The organism is Rhodococcus sp. ARP2 (assembly GCF_001029585.1).
Taxonomy (GTDB): Bacteria; Actinomycetota; Actinomycetes; order Mycobacteriales; family Mycobacteriaceae; genus Rhodococcus_F; species Rhodococcus_F erythropolis.
In genome coordinates, this window is record NZ_LEKE01000049.1 from 110,578 (window position 1) to 129,341 (window position 18,764).

Consider the following 18,764-nt stretch of genomic DNA (forward strand, 5'->3'; position numbering starts at 1 on the left):
AGCCGCGCCCCGCGCAACGGCACGGCAATGAGCCCCGTCGAACTAATCCCTCGGCGGGGTTCAGTCGTTTTCAGTAGGGAGCGGTAGATCGTCCAGGAGCTCACCGGGAGTGATCTGCAATCCGGCAGCTAGTTTGAGAATGTTCTCAATGCGGGAGCTTCGTTGTCCTCGTTCCACCTGGCCAAGGTGTGTGAAGTGAATGCCGATGTGGTCGGCGGCGACTTCCTGGCTCCAGCCAAGCGCAACCCGCCTGGCCCTCACACGAACGCCAAACTCCGCCAATGTGGCGTTGATTGGTGGTTTCAGAGTAGGCATCGCCAGACAGCACATACGTCTAGGGCGTAATCGTCCAGAGTGTAAACGTCGTATTCGCTGTTCAAGCTCATAAACGATGTGCATATGATTCGGGTGCGATCCCAATGGAGGGTCGCCAAGACTTAGGGGAACAAATGAAACGATGGACTCTAGCGGCGGCGATAGTCACTGCCTTGACAGTCGCGGGGTGTAGCAGCACAGACGCGGCTACCGGAGAGAAGCCCGCCGGAGGTACTGCAACCTCCACGGCTGCTGCTTACTCCTCGTCGGAACTGTCCGCAATGCGCGCTGCTCGGGAGGCCGCGCAATCGGGTGATAGGACCAGTATCGCGATTGCCGACGCAGCCCTGCGGACCGTTCAGCAAGTCGGGAGTGACTACGAAGCGCTAAGTGATAGCGATTTCCAGAAGATGGTGGAGGATCCCGATTCGTTCGCTGGGCGCAAGGTCGTACTGTATGGGCAGGTCCTCAAACGGGACGGCGAAGTTACTCGGCTAGCCACGGGCCCGAGCCTGAATCTCAGGACGTCGAAGTACACGACAACAACAGTTCTCACGGCCGACGACTCAAGCCTCCTCGCCGCCCACGAATCTCTCGACCACGTCATCGTATTCGGGGAGGTCCGGGGGGCCGTGTCCTACGACAACCCCGTTTTGGTTGGCGAGACTGCTACCTCGCCCGAAGTGAGGGTCGGCACCATCAAGTTGCTGGCGTACAACTAGGCGTCACTCACTCCCGACTCCAAGCCCTGCCGTGAAGTTTCCGGCGGGGTTTTGTCGTGTTCTGCGTCTACTCGGACACGCTCCTTGAGTTTCGCCACGCACGGTTCTGAACTCATTTTCCAATTTCGTCCGCCTCCGTAGATTTCAGGCAACAAATCACAGCAACTGACGCCCTGTCAAAATTTGGGCCTTTCTTTGCGAAAGTATTAGTGCGGCAACATCTTTCATGACGCACTAATTGCGCAACTGCCGCCACTAGGGGTAGGTTTGCGGCTAGCACCAACACCGCTATGGCGGCTGTGAAGTGCCGGACCGGTCAAGCGGTTCGTGATATTTCGGACCCGATACGGACACGGCCCAGTGAGAGTCTGGAGCAGCCCCGCATCCCTTGGGTGGGCCCGACCAGTGAACACAGAACCCTTTATGAGGGGTGTGTTCGCGGTCGGCTTTACCGTCTGCGAATGCACCTCTCGCACTCGAGAGGAAGCAGACAGCAATGAGCCAGCAGGCAACGAACCAGCGCGGGCGGACGGGTGCAGAGTCGCGTCAAAGTCGAGCGCTGATCAATCGCGAGGAACTTAACGCACTACCTACGATCAAGAGCCGGGATGGCGGCGTTGACTTCGTGGCTAACCGCTTGGGCGTTCCAATGACGCCAACCCGAATGCGAGCGGCGATTGAACGGCGAGAACTGCCCGTCTACAAGATCAGTGGAGCCAACTACCTGGCCGAGCGCGACCTGTATGACTGGGTTCTGAGTCTGGCGCAGACCGGAAAGGTCGGTGCCGCATGAACTCTCATTCACTGACTGAGCTGCGGAAGACGTTCTCAGCGTTGGATGCCCACGAACGCGGCGACTATGCCGCGCTGCGGCAGTCCAATCCGCTCGTGGATCGGATTCAGGCCGCGATGAACCCGTTCGTCGTCGGAAAGCCGCAACGTCCGCTGTCTCCTTCTGCGCGAGCATTTCCCGTCGTTAGCGACGGGCTCGATCGCGCGAGGACAGTCGCCCTGGATTCCCGAGAAGCCGAGATCCGCGATCGTGGGTCGTTCTTGGAACGTCGCCTGGAAGTCCTCAATCGAGGCGGGGAGCCCGTTGTGATTGTTGTGCTGCACAGCAAGAAATGGACTTACGACGGTGAGATACCAGCCAGCATCGCGGAAGTAGTGCCGGTGGGATACCCGCCAGAAGAGGCCGCACGCCGCATCGCTCACTCCGCGTGGGACTGCTGGTTCTGCGACCGGGAGATGTCTTATAACGCCGAGTCGTACCTAATGGTCAGCTGCGCGGCCATCGTTCATGTGATGTCCGCGTGCCGTCGATGCAGAAAAATGCTGGATCACAACGGACTCGACTGGGCGGACGTGTGACGAACGCCCGGCGGGTGGCGGCAACGTCAACGTAGCTGCAGATAGAAAAGAAGTCGCCGACCTGGTGTTGGGCAGCAGGTCGGCGACTTTCTCACCAGAAGACAATCCCAGAACAGGACTATTATGGCCAATAGTACATCTGCCCGTGAGGTAGCGCTGTCGCGTAATCCTCAGTGCTACAGACGATTATCTCCCGACGAATTCGTAGAGAAGGCGAAGCAACTCGTCGATCTCGGTTGGCATCCTATTCCGCTTACTGGAATCGGCGGCAAGGTCTGTGGAGCTAAAGGCGTAACAGGCCGTGAAGGCGTTGATGTCGCAGACGACGACATATTTCGGCAGTGGGCGAACACTTGGGCTGGTACCCCCGACGGACTGAATCTAGGCACCCGCATGCCGGTCGGAGTGATCTCACTCGATGTGGACTGCTACCACGGGAAGCCCGGAGCCGACACAATCGCCGCCTGCACAGCCGAATGGGGTGAACTCCCGCCGACGTGGTCCATCACCGCCCGCAACGATGGGAGCCGAAAGCTGCTATTTCGCGTGCCCGCAGGATGGGAGGGCGTGGGAGTGATCGCCGCATCTGACGGCGGAATGGCTTCTGGTGTGGAAGTTCTCCAGCGGCATCATCGCTACGCGGTAGTTCCGCCATCGATACACGATGTAGGACATGTGCGGACGTTTGGGCCAGACGGCGAAGTGTGCGAACAGTTCCCGATGCCAGGCGACTTGCCGATGCTGCCGGAGCTTTGGGTCGAGGGGCTGCGCAAGAACCACACGCCGGTTCAACGTCACCGAACAGCTGAACCCGACTACCTACTCGCCTCATTTCCAGACGGGCTAATGACCGATGCGGTGCAGACGGCCATGCGGCAAGTGCTCGACTCAATCAATTCTGGTGCAGGTCGGCACGACACCATGAACCAGAAGGTGTTGGAACTGCTGTGGCTCGGATGGGGTGGTGCAACCGGAGTGCCATTGGCAGTCGAGGTCGTTCGCGCCGCTTTCATACAGGCGCTCGCAGGGGAGCGAGGGGAGGAAGCCGCACGGACTGAGTTTGACCGATCTCTTAAGGGTGCCGCCGAGATAGTGGCTGCTGCCGGACCGTCTTTCGCACACGCATTTCAGCCAGGAGGAATTTGGCACAAGGATTCTGATTGGATTATCGACGCTGACACCGGCCTGGTGATGAGGGGCATACGAAATTCGGCCGGCGACGAACCGGTGGGTTTTCGATTTGCCACAGTGAGCGCTCGTGCTCTGGCACAACCTGTTCCACCGATGGAATGGCTTGTCCGTGGGGTGTGGCCGCGCAATTCGTTCGGGCCGATGGGTGGGGAGAAGAAGACCCTCAAGTCGTACAACTTGCTGTCGATGAGCGTGGCCGTTTCCAGTGGTGAGCCATTGTTCGGCGAGTTCGAAGTACTCTCGCCCAAACCTGTCGTGTACTACGTCGGAGAAGGAGGGCAGGCTCCGTTCCAGCGCAGACTGCAGGCTATCGCCTGCGCCTACAAGGTGGACCTCGCAGATCTTCCGCTGCACGCTGTGTTCGAGGTCGGCGCACTGGACAGCCCGGTTTTCACCGACGCACTCAAGCGCAACCTGGATGAGATACAGCCGGGGTTGGTCATCGTTGACCCGTTGTATGCGTTCCACCCCAGTGGAGTTGAGGCACAGAACCTCTATGAACGCGGCCGAATGCTGGCAGGGCTTTCTTCGTTGGTGGCGGACGAAACTGCGCTGATCATCGCGGACCATTTCCGCAAGACGGGTTCCGCTGATCTGGACCTGGACAGCATCGCCCAGTCCGGTATGGGGCAGTGGGCCGACAGTTGGATTCTGCAGAAGCACCGCGAGAAAGCCAATCTGGGCACCGGCAGTTATCAGCTTGCTGTGGAGTTCGGCTCGCGACAATGGGGCGGCAGCCGTTGGGAACTCGACTGGCAGCTCCCAGCATTCGGTCAGTTGGAGGAAGGACAACAGGAAGAGGGCGGAGCGACCGAAGTCGGATGGGAGATTCGCCGTTCTGACGGTGGTGAGAGTGGTCGTGCGACGCGCCGACGCAACAGCGTGGACGTAGGGAAGAAGAACGAGATTCTGGAAGTGATCCGGGCTAATCCGTTCCTGTTCACGAAGAACCAGCTGTTCGCTGAGGTGGGTGGAAACAAGGCGGCAGTAGAGAAGGAGTTGAAATCGCTCGAAGTCGAACGACGTGTGGAGGTCAAGCATGCGGCAGCTCCCGACGCGAACGGACGGATGACTACCCGAGACAGATACGGGATCGGGCCAGGTATCACGTTCTCACCCATTATCAGAGGTTCGTGAGCGCGGGCGATGAAGGCTCGTCAGTGGTGCCACTGCAAAGTCAAGTCGCCCCGGCCTTTTAGGGCGTGTTGGGCCAACTTGGGGTGTGTTGCCTATAACCGCAGGCCAGAGGCGTAGTCGGAGTCGCCCCGCAACCCGACCCGACCCTTGAGCCGGGCTGTTGGGTGCGGCGGTGTGGGCAACATACCCCACCCGCCCTACGCCCTAAGGGGCATGTTGGTTTGGGGCATGTTGCCAGTGTTGTTGAAAAGCAGAGATTTTCGAGACGAAAGGTAGAAGACAATGATCGAGAACAGCTCGCACACAAAGGAATCGGTAGCCGATCAGCGTGCGGTCGTGGAGGTGTCGGTAGAGCCGATTCCAGACGCATCAAAGGTTGGAGGCAAGGAAGGCGCTCTCGCTACGGCATGGTCGGACGGAAGGCAGCCAGCGCGCCCGTGCACTGCGCATCGCACAAACGGCGAACCCTGCCGGAGGGCTGCTATCAACGGTGGGAACGTGTGCGGCACGCACGGTGGACGCAGCCCGCAGGTGAAGGCGAAAGCCCGCGTCAGATTGGAACTCGCGGCGGATCGTATGGCGAAGGAGTTGCTCGGCATCGCCACTGCCAACGATGCCCCGGCAGCGGTAAAACTCGCGGCGATCAAGGACGCGTTGGATCGTGCGGGCTTGAGTGCCAAAACTGCTGTCTCAGTGGAGGTCGGGCCAAGCAAGCCTTTTGAGGAATTGCTTACCGAGATGATGGAGGGTGGCAGCCGAGCGGAAAGCCGTGCAGCGCGGGGTGTTCCAGATGAGCTGTCCGCAGACTGGCGAGACATTTTGGATGCAGAGTTGGTGGACGATGACTACCTGGAAGGCGTCGTTCATGTGCCGAGTCGTACTGTCCGCGAACGACCCGACCAGGCCTCTGAACCGCAGAACCCCACAAGCGGCGGACTGATGCCGATGGAAGACGCACTCAACCAGCTACGGGCAACCACGCCACCGCTGGCACCGCAGGCGCGCCGCCGTAACCGCTAATAGACCGGCCCACCCGTCGCCGCATCGGATTTAATGGGCATGGGTGGGCGGTTGCCTGCACTGTGGGCTGTAGCTACTCAAATCCGAATTCGACACTCAGCCTTCTGGAGTTGTCGAATATTCAAGCGAGACAACATAACTCGACATCATGGGTGCAGGGTGTGCCGGTATGGTTGGGGCGCAAGGGGTGCAACCACCCTTGTGTTGCAACACCCCCCAACCTGCAAGGGAGAGAACGGGTATGAGGATCATCGGGTACGTGCGAGTGAGTACCAAAGCGCAGGGCGACGACGGCTATGGACTTGCTGCACAGCGAGATGCGTTGGAGCGTTGGTGTGAAGCCAGCGGCCACGAGTTGCTGACGGTAACGATGGACGTGGTGAGCGGAGCCAAGGCCGACCTGATGCACGGCAGGTCCGTTGCCATCGCCGCGATTGAGAACGGCGTCGCGGACGTGCTGCTGGTGCGTGCTCTGGACCGGGCAACCCGTGACCAGTTGGACGCCGCCGAACTATTCAAGCGAGCGGAGCGTTACGGCTGGCGACTCATGGACTGCAACGGTGCCGACAGCGGTGACCCGAGTCAGAGACTTGTTGCGGACGTACGCCTGGCAGTAGCGGCAGAGGAACGACGCAAGATCGCCGAACGCACCCGGGAAGGTCTTGAGGCGCAGCGGCAGCAGGGACGTGGACGGCTGATCGCGCCGGCGACACAGAGGCGTATTCAAGTGCTCCATGCAGAAGGTTTCGGGGCGAAGGCAATTGCTTCGCGGCTCACCGATGAAGGGGTGCTCACCGCTACTGGCGGCGACACCTGGCATTACTCAACTGTCCGTAGCGCATTGAAGCGCCTCGGCCTGACAACGAAGGCAGTGGTCTGACATGGCGTGGGTCAAGTCGTACGAGACGAAGCAGCGGAACCGTGGCAAGCCCGTGAAGACCTACAAGGTGATCTGGAAGGAGGTTGAGCGCGATGCCTACGGCCTGCCGATCCCGACCGACCCCGCAAATCCTGAAGGACGGAAGCGCACCCGAAACCGACAGGAGAGCTTCCCGACCAGGGAGGCAGCCGAAGCCCGCCGCGACGAATTGAACGCGGCCAAGCACACTGGCCAGACCAGTTCCTTGGCGGATCAGCGCAAGGCAGGCGATCTTCCGTTCGGTTATTACGCGCAGGCATGGATCGAGAGCCAGCAGGTCAAGGTTTCCCAGGGACGATTAAAGCAGCGCACCCTGGACGACTACGAGAACGTACTCAAGCGGTACTCGTTAGATCGGTTCGGCGGCAAGACAATTGCCAGCATCACTCCGCGGGACTGCGAGGAATTCCTAGCCACACTGGTGAGCCAGCAGTGCCGCCAGTCCGGCACACTCTCCCCCGCTACCGTGAAGCACGCATGGGGCACATTCGGTCGCGTGATGAAATACGCGCTTCGGCACGATGCGATCACGTCCAACCCAGCCGAGCGCGTGGACTTTGCCACCAACCGCGCTACCGGCGACCACGAAAAGTTCGAACATCACCCGCTGACCGCCAAACAGGTAGCCAACCTGAGCGCAGCCATCGCCGGAAGCATCTCCACCAGTGACGCCCGCGTCCTACCGACGTACCCGGTCTATGCGCTGATGGTGGAATTCATGGCGTATAGCGGAGTGCGAGCCAGCGAGAACGCAGGACTGGAGATCCAAGACCTAGTTTTCACAACCCGCCCTGGCCAGGATACCCGTTGCGTGGTCAACATTCACCGGACCAAGGAACGTAAGGGTGGCGAGTGGATCACCAGCACACCGAAGTCGCGTAAGTCGCGGAGGTCAGTCCCCTTGCCCGCGTGGCTGGCTCAGCGGATGCACGCTTATCTAACCGACCATCCTCGCGCCGACGAGCCCGCCGCACCGTTATGGCCAAGCCGGAAGAACGGCGGTGGATACCGGGAGAAGGGCACCCGGTACGCGGTGCCGTTGGACTGGTCACAACCATTGGCGATGGGCACCTTCTACGACACCATCGTGAAGCCCGCTTTGGAGGCGATCGGTCTCCCCGCCAGCCGACCAGCGACCGTTACCGCCCCGGCTCAACAGGGCGTCCGGCTGCACGATCTACGCCACACAATGGCGACAATGCAGCTCATGGCTGGGACGCACTTCATGCAGGTATCACGCTGGCTCGGGCACTCGACGTTCACCCTCACCCTGGATACCTACGGCGACTGGATTCCCGAGGAGGACGGTGGCGCCGGAAACAACCTCCCTGAACCAGAGGCGGTGTCAGCCCCGACGTCCGCGCCTGCGCCAGAACCCGAGCGCTCCAACGTCATCCAACTGTTCGGCCGCTAGCCGCCTATCACCTTTCGTCTAAGATTTCGCGGACTACGTCGCCGATATTGACGGTGACCTGTACCGCTCGCTGCTGCGGCAGCTTCGGGGACGTCGAATCGACCCCGAAGATCCTGTCGCGGTGACGCATGCTCAGCGCACCCAACCCCGAACGCGCCTGCGGCATCTGGAGATCGTACAGCGAATATGTTCGGAAAGTCTCTGCTACACAGTACTTCTCGTATACTTCTCTTACGCGAACGTCGAGAGTTTCGCTCGGTCGGTACCCGATAACCTCTCCCGTATCTGGGTCCTCTACAGGCTTCCCGTTCGCTGACGACTCCACGGTGAACAGTGTCCCTAGCTTGACTCCGTCCCTCGTGCCTTTGTTAATCAGGATCGTGTACTCGTCCTCGACACCGGCCACTTTGCCGACTATAGGATCTCTAACCCTCATGCTTCCCTTCTCTCTTGGCTATTCGTGTATTCGGGGCCGGAGCTATCGTCGGAAGAGGAAGCGGAAGCTTGTGGGTTGTCACCCTGTTTAACTCTTGGCCTTGTGGCGTTTAGAGCTTCACGGTTGACGGCGAAGAGTGCCTTGACGGAGCTTATTACGGTGTCATCCAATGCTAGTGCGCCGAGTTCATGTAGCGTCTGATGGGATGTCCCGTAAGCCAAGTGGACGGCCATCTCTGCTGCCCGCAGGTTTCCAACCTGTTCCATTGACTTCAGGTTGTACGCTCCTTCAACGGCAGCTTTGATTGGCTCGAGCGCGCTATCAAGGGCGTACTGAATACTGAGCGTTGTGTACGCGGCAAGGCGCACCTTCTCTTGGACCTTTCGCTCGCCCTCTTTGCGGTAGTAGGCGTCCGCTGCGAATCCGCCAAAGGCAAGTGCGCAAAACGGCACCCCGTAGCTTTGGGCCGTCGTCCCCCAGACGTCATCACGAACCACTCCCAGCACGACGCAGCCAATGAACGCAACCAGCGCCAGCGCGGCGAACCATGCGCTTATCGGCAACGCGGCGAGCCTCAGATTCGAACGACCGCCGTCGCCCGCGCTGCCTGCCGGTTGGCCTTCGTCTCCCATGCGGTAGATCATCTCACGAGCCCCGACCGCATTGTGGACATACCGCCGGTGGGTAACATGGGGGTAGCACGGGCACTACTCCAACTTCACCACCTAGCCCACGAAAACTCCTCTAACAGCGTCTACGCGGTGCCCCCAGTCGGACTCGAACCGACACTTGACGGATTTTAAGTCCGTTGCCTCTGCCAATTGGGCTATGGGGGCCTTGACGCACCCGACTGGTCGGGTGCGTCGGGAATCAGACTATCGGGTGGGTCTGAGCTATCGACATCGCGATGCCGTCGAGGATGTCGTGTTCGCTGACAACCAGTTCGGTGATCCCGGCTTTGGCTTCGAATGTCTGAGCCAACACCGTGGTGATGATCGCTCCGCCGCCGATGACGTCCACCCGCCCCGGATGCATCGGGCCGAAGGCGGCGCGATCAACCCGAGGCATGGCGGTAAGTCGCTCGCACACGTCGAAAAGTTGCTTGAACGGAATCCTCGACAGGTGCACCTTCTCGGCGTCGTACTCCGGAAGTTCCTGAGCAATCGCGGCCAGCGTCGTCATGGTTCCAGCGACACCCACCCAGGTGTGCGCCTTCTCGACGGGCACGGCCTCGAATGCCTCGGCCAATTTCGCGGTCGCAAAAGCCGTCGCCTCGGAAACCTGCTCTGCCGTAGGCGGATCCGACGGTAGGCACCGCTCAGTGACGCGCACACAGCCGATGTCGGTGGAGTACGCAGCCTGGACGCCCGACGCGTCGCCGAGGACAACTTCGGTGGACCCGCCGCCGAGATCGACTACCACGAAGGGGCCCTCGGAGGGATCAAGTTCTCCCACAGCACCACCGAACGAGAGTCGCGCCTCTTCGTCGCCGGTGATCACCTCCGCTCCGGATCCGGGAATCACCGCACCGAGCACGTCCCGCGTCATCGTGAAGAAGTCTTCCCGATTCGCAGCGTCGCGAGTAGCCGACGTCGCGACCATTCGAACGGCGGTTGCTCCGGCATCGGCGATCATCGACGCGTACTCGACCAGCGCGACCCGGGTGCGTTCGATGGCCTCGGGCGCGAATGTCCCTGTCGCATCAACACCCTGACCCAGTCGCACGACGCGCATCTCGCGCCGGACATCCACCAGACGGCCGTCGTCGCCGACGTCGGCGATCAGCAGTCGAATGGAGTTGGTACCGCAATCGACTGCGGCAACACGGCGAGTCACCGGTCGGCGGTGTCGGCGTCGTCGATGCCAGGCCAGTCCGCGGGAATTGCAGTTCCGCGGAGCTTTCCGTGGCCGGCCAAGGCAACGGACTCGTCACCGAGCGGATTGACGCCGGGACCCTTGGCAAGCGAATGCGCCATCAGCACGTGCAAGCACTTGACGCGATCCGGCATCCCGCCACCGGCAAAGTCGGTTCCGAGAGATTCGATCGCGTCCCGCTCGGCAAGGTACGACTCGTATGCCCGCCGGTAGGCCGCGGCAAGTTCCGGATCCTGGGTCAGGCGTTCGGTCATTTCACGCATGACGCCGGCGGATTCCTGACGGCTCGCTTCGGCCGTCAGTCGCGGGTCGGTGAGGTAGTACAACGTCGGGAACGGTGTTCCGTCCGGAAGTTTGGGGGCAGTCTTGACGACGCCGGGCTGACCGTCCGGGCTGCGGTACGCGATCTCGATCACTCCGCGTGGCTCACGGCCCAATTGAGCGGCAACGGCGTCGAGATCCGCTTGTGAAACCTGTGGGGAATTTTCGGACGTGTTGCTCACCCGGTGGGTACTCCTTGTTCTTCTGGCTCTATCGGCGCCAACGGCATCGGGGCCGGTGTCGTCGTCTCGGGAACCACTGGCGGTTCCGAAATCGTTTGCCACAGATCGCGATACCACGGACCTGTCAGCGGTGTTTCCTTTTCCTGCTTCTTCTCGGGTTCCTTGTAGTCGCCGGGAAGCTGAACCTGAAACGGGGTCTCGCCCGGTTTGACGTACCGAAGGCGTTCTCGTGCAAGAGCTTCGATGTACGCAGGGTCGTCGAAGCGCGCGTTCTGGCCCTGCAGCTTTCGCAGTTCTTCCTCGAGCACCTGACGTTCGGCCGCCACCTGCGCGGCATCCGAACGCTGGCTGATGTACGTACGCAGCGGCACTGCCAGTGTCAGCGCCAGCATGAGCACAACCATCGCGAGCACAACGGCCCGACTGGTGGACAAGCCGAAAATGGTGTTGTCCGACTTCGGAAGCCGAGACCAGAACTTGTTGGTTCCGCTCTTCCCCCGGGCCGACCTCGACCCACGCGCCGACGCTTTCTCGGCGGCGACCCCCGGTTGCGCGGGGTCTGTCGCAGCGGAATCAACTGCTGCCGGATCGACCGAAGATGCCGGTTCCGACGCGCGTGGGCGTCGAGCGCTGTCACGACGCGCACGCGACGGTGTGTCCCCACGACGGGAACCACGACCCCCCGGACTTCCGCCGGGGGATCGTGGCTTACCGCGCTGTGCAGACACTACTGAATCTTAGATTTCCGTCAGGCCTCGAAAGCGAAGCGCGGGAACGCAACCTCGCCGGCGTAACGTGCTGCGTCGCCGAGGTTCTCCTCGATACGCAGCAGCTGGTTGTACTTGGCAACGCGCTCGCTGCGGGCCGGAGCACCGGTCTTGATCTGACCGCTGCCGACGGCAACCGCGAGGTCGGCGATGGTGGTGTCCTCGGTCTCGCCGGAACGGTGGCTCATCATCGTCTTGTAGCCGTTGCGGTGAGCGAGATCGACGGCGTCGAGGGTCTCGGTCAGAGTGCCGATCTGGTTGACCTTCACCAGGAGTGCGTTTGCCGCACCCTTGACGATGCCTTCTTCGAGGCGCTCTGGGTTGGTGACGAAGAGGTCGTCGCCGACGAGCTGGACCTTGTTGCCGATCTGATCGGTGAGTGCGACCCAGCCGTCCCAGTCGTCTTCGTCGAGCGGATCCTCGATGGAAACGAGCGGGTAGGCGTCGATGAGCTCGGCGTAGAACGCCGCCATCTCGGCCGCGGTGCGGTTCTTGCCCTCGAACTTGTAGTCGGTGCCGTCGGTGTAGAACTCGGTGGCGGCGACGTCGAGAGCGAGCGCGACGTCGGTACCCAGCTTGAGGCCGGTCTTGTTCACGGCGATCGTGATGAGGTCGAGTGCTTCCTTGGTGCCCGCGACGTCGGGAGCGAATCCGCCTTCGTCACCGAGACCGGTGGAGAGGCCCTTCTCCTTGAGGACCGACTTCAGGGAGTGGTAGACCTCGGCACCCCAGCGCAGCGATTCCTTGAAGCTCGGTGCGCCGATGGGAGCAACCATGAACTCCTGGACGTCGACACCGGTGTCTGCGTGCGCGCCACCGTTGAGGATGTTCATCATCGGGACAGGGAGAACGTGAGCGTTGGGGCCACCGACGTAGCGGAACAGCTCGAGGCCCGAGGACTCGGCAGCGGCGCGAGCCACGGCAAGCGAGGCACCGAGCAGAGCGTTTGCGCCGAGACGCGACTTGTCCGGGGTGCCGTCTGCGTCGAGCAGCGCCTGGTCGACCGTGCGCTGCTCGGTTGCGTCGATGCCGATGATGGCCGGAGCGATCTCGCCGAGCACAGCCTCCACGGCCTTCTCGACGCCCTTTCCGCCGTAGCGTGCGCCACCGTCGCGCAGTTCGACGGCTTCGTGCTCACCGGTGGAAGCACCGGACGGCACCGCAGCCCTGGCGAAACTTCCGTCTTCGAGCAGAACCTCGACCTCAACCGTGGGGTTGCCACGTGAATCAAGGATCTCGCGAGCTCCGACCTGCTCAATACTGGCCACTGTGTGGTTCTCCTTCGAATGGGCTTCGCATTGTGGCACGCTCTGCGTGCTTGACACTTGGGCTCCGACCCCTCCGGTCGAAAGAGGACCACGATCGCGGCTGGGCCTCTGCAGTGCCAGCACCTCTGTAGTGCCAGCACACAGCCTAACCGCACGGGCCGAAGGCTTCTTTATCGACGCGCGGTCACGGGCCCGACCTGCGGATCGATCACCGTCAGTCCGGCCGTACCCCGACTGAATACGCCGACGCGCGATCACGAACCAGCGCGAGATAGTCGCCCGAGAGGTTGTACGCCATGAGCGCCTGCTGCCACCCGGCAGCGGCAGTGAGGTCTCCCCCGCGTGCACACAGGTAACGAGCGGCGGTGAGGGCAGCGTCGTCGATGTTGTCCGGGTCCACCCGGCCGTCGCCGTTGGCGTCGACTCCCCATTTGAGCCACGTCTCAGGGATGAACTGCATAGGCCCCATCGCACGGTCGTGCACTGGATCGCCGTCCATCGCCCCGCCGTCGGTGTCGGGTATCTCGGCAACTCCCGGGCCACCGTCCAGAGGGATTCCCCGAATCGTCGGGGCGACCTGGCCGAACGCGTCGACCGACGAACCGTCGTAGGTCCCGTGGCGGCTCTCGACGCTGCCGATACCGGCCAGCGTTGTCCACCCGATTCCGCAGCTGGGAAGCGTCTCGGCCATGACCGCAGCGGCGTACCCGTACGCCTCGAGTGCCGTGGTCCCGATCCCGATGTCGTCCGACAATCCCGCGGCCCAGTCGGCGAGTTGATCAGCACTGCGGCCGGGGGCATTGATGTCGATCGGCGGCGTCGGAGAGCCGGTACCTGGGGGTATGCCCTCCGGAATGGCTACTTTCGGTTCGTTCGATCCACACGCCACGATGCCTGCGCCCAGCAAGGCTGTTCCGGCAGCTACTGCGGCTACGACTCTCGAGAGACGCCGGGGACTTCTGCGGGCTGCGGGAGTTCGGTACACCCTTCCATCATCCACATGCGAGCGAAGTACTCCCGAATCCCTTGGTAAAGAACAGCAAAAGTACAGGTCAGGGCGTGGTTCACCATCGATTGTGGAGTATCTTCTTCTGAGTTAAGGCTGGCCTAGCCTCATACGTTCGGCAGAAGCTGTCGCACTCACTCAGTCAGGAGTCGCCCGTGCCCGTGTCGGTACTCGCTGCCGCGAGCACACCATCAGTTGCCACCCAGTTATTCGGCAGTGGACTGATCGGTCTGCGCGAAGGCCTCGAAGCGGGCATCGTGGTGATGATTCTCGCTGCCTACCTCGTGAAAGCTCAGCGCAGGGATGCACTCAAATGGGTGTGGCTCGGCGTCGCGATCGCCGTCGCAATGGTGGCGATCATCTTTTTCGCGATCCACTACGGAACGTCGACGGTCGACGGCCTGACCGCAGAGATCATCGCGGGCGTTGCCTCCCTGGTCGCCGTCGTCATCGTCACGATCATGGTCCTGTGGATGCGCACGGCTGCGAAGAACATTTCCGGCGATCTGAAAGCGGGGATGGAGAAGGCGTTGATCGCCGGCCCCGTCGCCATCTTGTCGCTGTCGTTCTTCGCGGTCGGTCGTGAAGGCGTCGAGACAGCGTTGCTCATGGTCGGTTACGCCGAGAACACCGCAGGCAGCTCCTGGCCGTTGGTCGGACTGCTCCTCGGAATTCTCCTGGCCGCTGTCTTGACCGTCGCCATGTACTTCGGCGCCCTCCGGCTCAACCTGACGACGTTCTTCCGGTACACGGCGATCTTCCTCATCGTCGTAGCCGCCGGAATCCTCTCGTACGGTGTTCGCGCTCTACAGACCGGAAATGTGCTTCCGGGCGGTTCGAATCTCGCGTTCAACCTGACGCCCGGCTACGACCCGTCGACCTCGTACGGCACCGTCCTCGCCGGAATCTTCAACTTCCGCCCGGATCCGACGGTCCTGCAAGCCGTCGCGTGGGTCGTCTACCTCGTAGTCGTCCTAGCACTCTTCCTGCGTCCCCTTCCGTCGAAGCCAACCGAGCCGACGGCCCCGCCTGCGCACGACACACACGTTCCCGAAAAATCCTGAGAGGCATTGCCGACATGCGTAAATCAACCCTCGTACTGGCCACGGCTGCGGTACTTCCCTTCTCCCTCGCCGCGTGCACCGAGAAGACGACGGCGAGCGACGGCGACATCGTCGTCACGGCCACCGACGATTCGTGTGACGTCAGTGCCACCACCGGAACCACTGGCAGTTCGACGTTCCAGGTGACGAACAACGGCTCGAAGGTCACCGAGTTCTACGTCTTCGCCGAGGGTGATCGAGCGATGGGCGAAGTCGAGAACATCGGCCCCGGCCTTACCCGGCAGCTGATCGTCTCTCTCCCCGAGGCTGCGACCTATCAACTCGCGTGCAAGCCGGGCATGGTCGGAACCGGCATCCGCCAGGACTTCGTCGTCACGGGCGATTCGCAGGCGGCCACCGACGAGAGCGGACAACTCGCCGAAGCTGCCGACGGCTACCGGCGGTACATCCGCAGCCAGATCGTCGCGCTGCAGGACACCGCAGCTCAGTTCGTCGCCGCCGTCCAGTCCGGCAACGTCGACCAGGCGAAGGCACTGTTCCCGATCGCACGTACCTACTACGAGCGCATCGAGCCCGAAGCCGAGAGCTTCGGCGAACTCGATCCCAAGCTTGACCTGCGCGAAGCGGACCTGGAGCCCGGTCAGGTCTGGACGGGATTCCACCGCCTCGAGAAGGATTTGTGGGTCACCGGACTTCAGCCGGATACCAACGCAGTCGCCGATCAACTGCTCGAAGACATTCAGTATCTTGCCGATCAGGTGAACGCCGAGGACTACACGATCGACCCAACCAAGATCGCCGGCGACGCCCAAGGACTGCTCGACGAGATCTCGACCTCCAAGATCACCGGAGAGGAAGACATCTTCTCGCACACCGACCTGTGGGACTTCCAGGCCAACGTCGACGGCTCACAAGCGGCGATCGCGGCACTGAACCCGATTCTGCAGGAACGTAATCCCGAGCTCGCCCAGCGCATCGCGGACCGCTTCGCCGACCTCGACGCCGCTCTGGCGCAGTTCCGCGTCGGCGACGGATTCGTGTACTACGACACCGTCACCGAAGCGCAGCGTCAAGAACTCTCGCGTAAAATCGATGCTCTGTCCGCCGAGGTCAGCCAGGTCCAGGAAGTAGTCGCGGGACAGTAGATGACTGATTCACCAGAAGGCACACCCGCTGCGGAAAACGCAGCACCGCATGCGGTCTCACGGCGCCGACTGTTCGGCGCCGTGGGGGCCGGCGCCGTCCTGGCCGGTGCCGGTGCCGTCATCGGGCGGGTGACCGCCGACGAGAATTCCGGCACCGATCACGCAGACGTGGTGGCATTCCGCGGCGAGCATCAGGCAGGCATCACGACGCCGGCCCAGGATCGCATGCACTTCGTCGCTTTCGATGTGACGACGAAGTCGCGCGACGAACTGATCACGCTGCTGCAGACGTGGACGGCGATGGCCGAACGAATGACAGCGGGTCAGGAAGCAACCGAGGACGGAGCGACCGGCGACGGTCCGTACGCGCCACCGAGCGATACCGGTGAGGCACTCGATCTCGCGCCGTCGCAACTCACCCTGACCATCGGATTCGGACCGTCACTTTTCGACGACCGTTTCGGGCTCGCAGACAAGAAACCTGCTGCCCTGCTGGATCTCCCCCACTTCCGCGCGGACAACCTCGATCCGAATCGCAGCGGGGGCGACATCGCCATCCAAGCGTGCGCCAACGATCCCCAGGTTGCCGTCCATGCGATCCGCAACCTCGCGCGAGTCGCTTTCGGGACCGCGTCGGTCAAGTGGTCACAACTCGGGTTCGGGCGAACGTCCTCGACCTCGACGACGCAGGCGACACCACGAAATCTGTTCGGGTTCAAGGACGGAACAGCCAACATCAAGGCGGAAGATCCAAACGCACTCGCCCAGCACGTCTGGGTTGATCCCACTGACGATCAGGCCTGGATGGCAGGCGGATCATTCCTCGTCGCCAGACGAATCCGCATGCTGATCGAGCAGTGGGATCGCGCAGTACTCAAGGAACAGGAAGCTGTCATCGGCCGCTCCAAACGCAGCGGAGCGCCACTCGGCGCCAAAGACGAGTTCGACGAACTCGATCTCGATTCCAAAATGGGCCACGACTTCGTCATCCCGGAGGATTCACACGTGCGCCTGGCCTCTGCCGAGGAACTCGGTGGGATTCAGATCTTGCGCCGCGGATACAACTTCACGGACGGCTCCGATGGCTTCGGCCACCTGGACGCGGGACTGTTTTTCGTTGCGTACTGCCGGAATCCGGTCGAGCAGTTTGTTCCGATGCAGCAAAACCTTTCACGACACGATGCGCTGAACGAATACATCCAGCACGTCGGTTCTGCGGTCTTCGCTTGCCCCGGCGGTCTCGCCGACGGCAAGGACTGGAGTTCCCAGCTGTTCACCTGATGCGCGTCTCCGGGTTCAGTATCTCCACGAACGCACCAAATTGACCGGTGCCCGATTCCGCTCGGTCAGTGGATCGATTGCCTTGGTAGTGGTCGGCGGCAACAACTCGGCGGTAGGTACCGGCGCGACAATCTCCGTTGTTTGGGTCAGCGGTGGTTCCGCCTGCGCAGGATCCGAGAACGGGCGCAGCACCGCCCACGCGAGGAAGCTGGTCAGTGCAACCAGCGAGAACCCAACGCCTACAAGGATTTGCATTCTCCCAAGCCCACCAGTAGGCAGCGAATCCGATTCCGTGCCTTCCTCGGTTTCACCGACACTGCGCACAACGGCCTGATCGGAAGACATGTCTACCGCATCCGTTGCGATTTCCGAGTCGGAGACGCCCGAAACCGAGACTTCCGAAACCGAGACTTCCGAAACCGAGACTTCCGAGCTGTGGTGCTCCTGATGTAAGACCTCGGCTATCAATGCTGCACCCTTGGCCGAGGCGAGCTCGGGCTCGGCCGGCCTGATCACCGGTACCGAAAACTCCCGCTCGAGTATCTTCTCCACCAGTGAAATTCGGGCGCCTCCTCCGACGAGAACCAAAGCGTCAGGGACACACCGGGCTCGTGCCGCAACTTCTCGGATCACCATCAGAGTGTCTTCGACTTCCCGCGTGACAACCGAATCAAAACGGATGCACATGGATTCGGGAACGGGCATCACCTGCGCACGACGGGAGCCACTGGCGAGGTATTCCTTGACTTCGCGGGCGTCGAACGCTGCATCAGCGTCGAGGGCTGCATCAGCCGTGGTTGCGGAGAGTAACTCCACGACTACCCCGTCGAGTCTGTCACCAGCGAGCGCCGTCGACCGCGTGGATGCGATAGTTGTCGCGGTTCCGATCTCGATCATCGAGACAGTCACCCCGGTTCGACCGATATCGAGAACTGTAAGTAACCGAAAACCCTCGGCCGCACCCGAAGTCCGTACCAGCGCAACAACGGCCACCGCTTCCGACACCGTGACAGCACCCTCGATACCTCGGGCACGCAATTCTGATTCGAGCGCCACGTTCTGCCGCTCGTCAGGAACCGCGATGACCATCCGTGACGTGTCCCCGCGAACCGCAGCAACTAGGTGAATCGCGGCTGTCCTCACCGGAGAGGCGTCGTATGCGTCTACCGTCCGAGTCAGGAATCGACCGCTCGCGGATCCGGTTTCCGGCTGAGAGTCGGCCCGAACAATACGAACCGATGCAGCGCCCAACGACGCACCGAACACTGGATCCATCGCTGTACGCACCCCCATATCCAACTCTTGCACTGCTTATTCGTCGCAAAACATA

At 61.8% G+C, this 18,764-nt stretch carries 19 protein-coding genes and 1 tRNA gene; 10 read left to right on the top strand and 10 right to left on the bottom strand.

Going from position 1 to position 18,764, the window contains the following annotated elements:
• Positions 1 to 60: 60 nt before the first annotated feature.
• The gene (locus ABX74_RS11945) at positions 61 to 399 is read right to left on the bottom strand and encodes a helix-turn-helix domain-containing protein (protein ID WP_411269026.1); all 339 of its coding nucleotides are present in this window, start codon (positions 397 to 399) and stop codon (positions 61 to 63) included.
• 50 nt (positions 400 to 449) lie between these two features.
• On the opposite strand from ABX74_RS11945, the gene ABX74_RS11950 reads away from it, so the two are divergent.
• From ABX74_RS11950 to ABX74_RS11975, 7 genes are all read left to right on the top strand, one after another.
• The gene (locus tag ABX74_RS11950; RefSeq protein ID WP_144419574.1) at positions 450 to 1,037 is read left to right on the top strand and encodes a hypothetical protein; all 588 of its coding nucleotides are present in this window, start codon (positions 450 to 452) and stop codon (positions 1,035 to 1,037) included.
• A 496-nt stretch (positions 1,038 to 1,533) separates the two neighbouring features.
• Positions 1,534 to 1,830, top strand: coding sequence for a hypothetical protein (locus ABX74_RS30175; protein ID WP_144419575.1), 297 nt, complete (start codon positions 1,534 to 1,536; stop codon positions 1,828 to 1,830).
• On the top strand, positions 1,827 to 2,408 hold the full coding sequence (locus ABX74_RS11955; protein WP_047888886.1) for a hypothetical protein: 582 nt from the start codon (positions 1,827 to 1,829) through the stop codon (positions 2,406 to 2,408). The genes ABX74_RS30175 and ABX74_RS11955 overlap by 4 nt, the downstream gene beginning before the upstream one ends.
• 123 nt (positions 2,409 to 2,531) lie before the next feature.
• Entirely contained in the window at positions 2,532 to 4,736 is a 2,205-nt protein-coding gene (locus ABX74_RS30910) for an AAA family ATPase (RefSeq protein ID WP_082148494.1), read from the top strand.
• A 498-nt stretch (positions 4,737 to 5,234) separates the two neighbouring features.
• Entirely contained in the window at positions 5,235 to 5,756 is a 522-nt protein-coding gene (locus ABX74_RS11965) for a hypothetical protein (protein WP_144419576.1), read from the top strand.
• Between the two features lie 241 nt (positions 5,757 to 5,997).
• The gene (locus tag ABX74_RS11970; RefSeq protein ID WP_082148495.1) at positions 5,998 to 6,636 is read left to right on the top strand and encodes a recombinase family protein; all 639 of its coding nucleotides are present in this window, start codon (positions 5,998 to 6,000) and stop codon (positions 6,634 to 6,636) included.
• Position 6,637: 1 nt separating this feature from the next.
• Positions 6,638 to 8,089 (top strand): tyrosine-type recombinase/integrase, encoded by a 1,452-nt coding sequence (locus ABX74_RS11975; protein WP_047888889.1) that lies wholly within the window; start codon positions 6,638 to 6,640, stop codon positions 8,087 to 8,089.
• 7 nt (positions 8,090 to 8,096) lie between these two features.
• Here the strand turns inward: ABX74_RS11975 and ABX74_RS29695 are convergent, their stop codons facing one another.
• The 8 genes from ABX74_RS29695 to ABX74_RS12015 form a co-directional block, all read right to left on the bottom strand.
• Positions 8,097 to 8,495: a hypothetical protein gene (locus ABX74_RS29695; protein ID WP_144419577.1), complete on the bottom strand. Its 399-nt coding sequence runs from the start codon at positions 8,493 to 8,495 to the stop codon at positions 8,097 to 8,099.
• A 26-nt stretch (positions 8,496 to 8,521) separates the two neighbouring features.
• Positions 8,522 to 9,157 carry a hypothetical protein gene (locus ABX74_RS11985; RefSeq protein WP_144419578.1) on the bottom strand — a complete coding sequence of 212 codons (636 nt, stop codon included), beginning with the start codon at positions 9,155 to 9,157 and terminating at the stop codon, positions 8,522 to 8,524.
• Positions 9,158 to 9,287: 130 nt separating this feature from the next.
• Positions 9,288 to 9,361: transfer RNA gene (locus ABX74_RS11990), tRNA-Leu, on the bottom strand.
• A 34-nt stretch (positions 9,362 to 9,395) separates the two neighbouring features.
• Positions 9,396 to 10,361: a Ppx/GppA phosphatase family protein gene (locus ABX74_RS11995; RefSeq protein WP_029255864.1), complete on the bottom strand. Its 966-nt coding sequence runs from the start codon at positions 10,359 to 10,361 to the stop codon at positions 9,396 to 9,398.
• Entirely contained in the window at positions 10,358 to 10,903 is a 546-nt protein-coding gene (locus tag ABX74_RS12000) for a DUF501 domain-containing protein (protein WP_020908542.1), read from the bottom strand. Before ABX74_RS12000 ends, ABX74_RS11995 begins: the two co-directional genes overlap by 4 nt.
• Positions 10,900 to 11,631, bottom strand: coding sequence for an FtsB family cell division protein (locus ABX74_RS12005; protein WP_029255865.1), 732 nt, complete (start codon positions 11,629 to 11,631; stop codon positions 10,900 to 10,902). Before ABX74_RS12005 ends, ABX74_RS12000 begins: the two co-directional genes overlap by 4 nt.
• 20 nt (positions 11,632 to 11,651) lie before the next feature.
• Positions 11,652 to 12,938 (bottom strand): phosphopyruvate hydratase, encoded by a 1,287-nt coding sequence (eno, locus tag ABX74_RS12010; protein ID WP_047888891.1) that lies wholly within the window; start codon positions 12,936 to 12,938, stop codon positions 11,652 to 11,654.
• A 214-nt stretch (positions 12,939 to 13,152) separates the two neighbouring features.
• Positions 13,153 to 13,845: a lytic transglycosylase domain-containing protein gene (locus tag ABX74_RS12015; protein ID WP_021345070.1), complete on the bottom strand. Its 693-nt coding sequence runs from the start codon at positions 13,843 to 13,845 to the stop codon at positions 13,153 to 13,155.
• Positions 13,846 to 14,105: 260 nt separating this feature from the next.
• Between ABX74_RS12015 and efeU the strand changes: the two genes are divergently transcribed.
• The 3 genes from efeU to efeB are packed head-to-tail and all read left to right on the top strand — an operon-like array spanning position 14,106 to position 17,434.
• A complete protein-coding gene (gene efeU, locus ABX74_RS12020) occupies positions 14,106 to 15,008 on the top strand; it encodes an iron uptake transporter permease EfeU (RefSeq protein ID WP_047888892.1) in 903 nt (300 codons plus the stop codon).
• Between the two features lie 14 nt (positions 15,009 to 15,022).
• Entirely contained in the window at positions 15,023 to 16,153 is a 1,131-nt protein-coding gene (efeO, locus tag ABX74_RS12025; protein ID WP_019744631.1) for an iron uptake system protein EfeO, read from the top strand.
• The gene (gene efeB / locus ABX74_RS12030) at positions 16,154 to 17,434 is read left to right on the top strand and encodes an iron uptake transporter deferrochelatase/peroxidase subunit (protein WP_029255867.1); all 1,281 of its coding nucleotides are present in this window, start codon (positions 16,154 to 16,156) and stop codon (positions 17,432 to 17,434) included.
• 15 nt (positions 17,435 to 17,449) lie between these two features.
• Here the strand turns inward: efeB and ABX74_RS12035 are convergent, their stop codons facing one another.
• On the bottom strand, positions 17,450 to 18,727 hold the full coding sequence (locus tag ABX74_RS12035; protein ID WP_144419579.1) for an Hsp70 family protein: 1,278 nt from the start codon (positions 18,725 to 18,727) through the stop codon (positions 17,450 to 17,452).
• Positions 18,728 to 18,764: the final 37 nt, after the last annotated feature.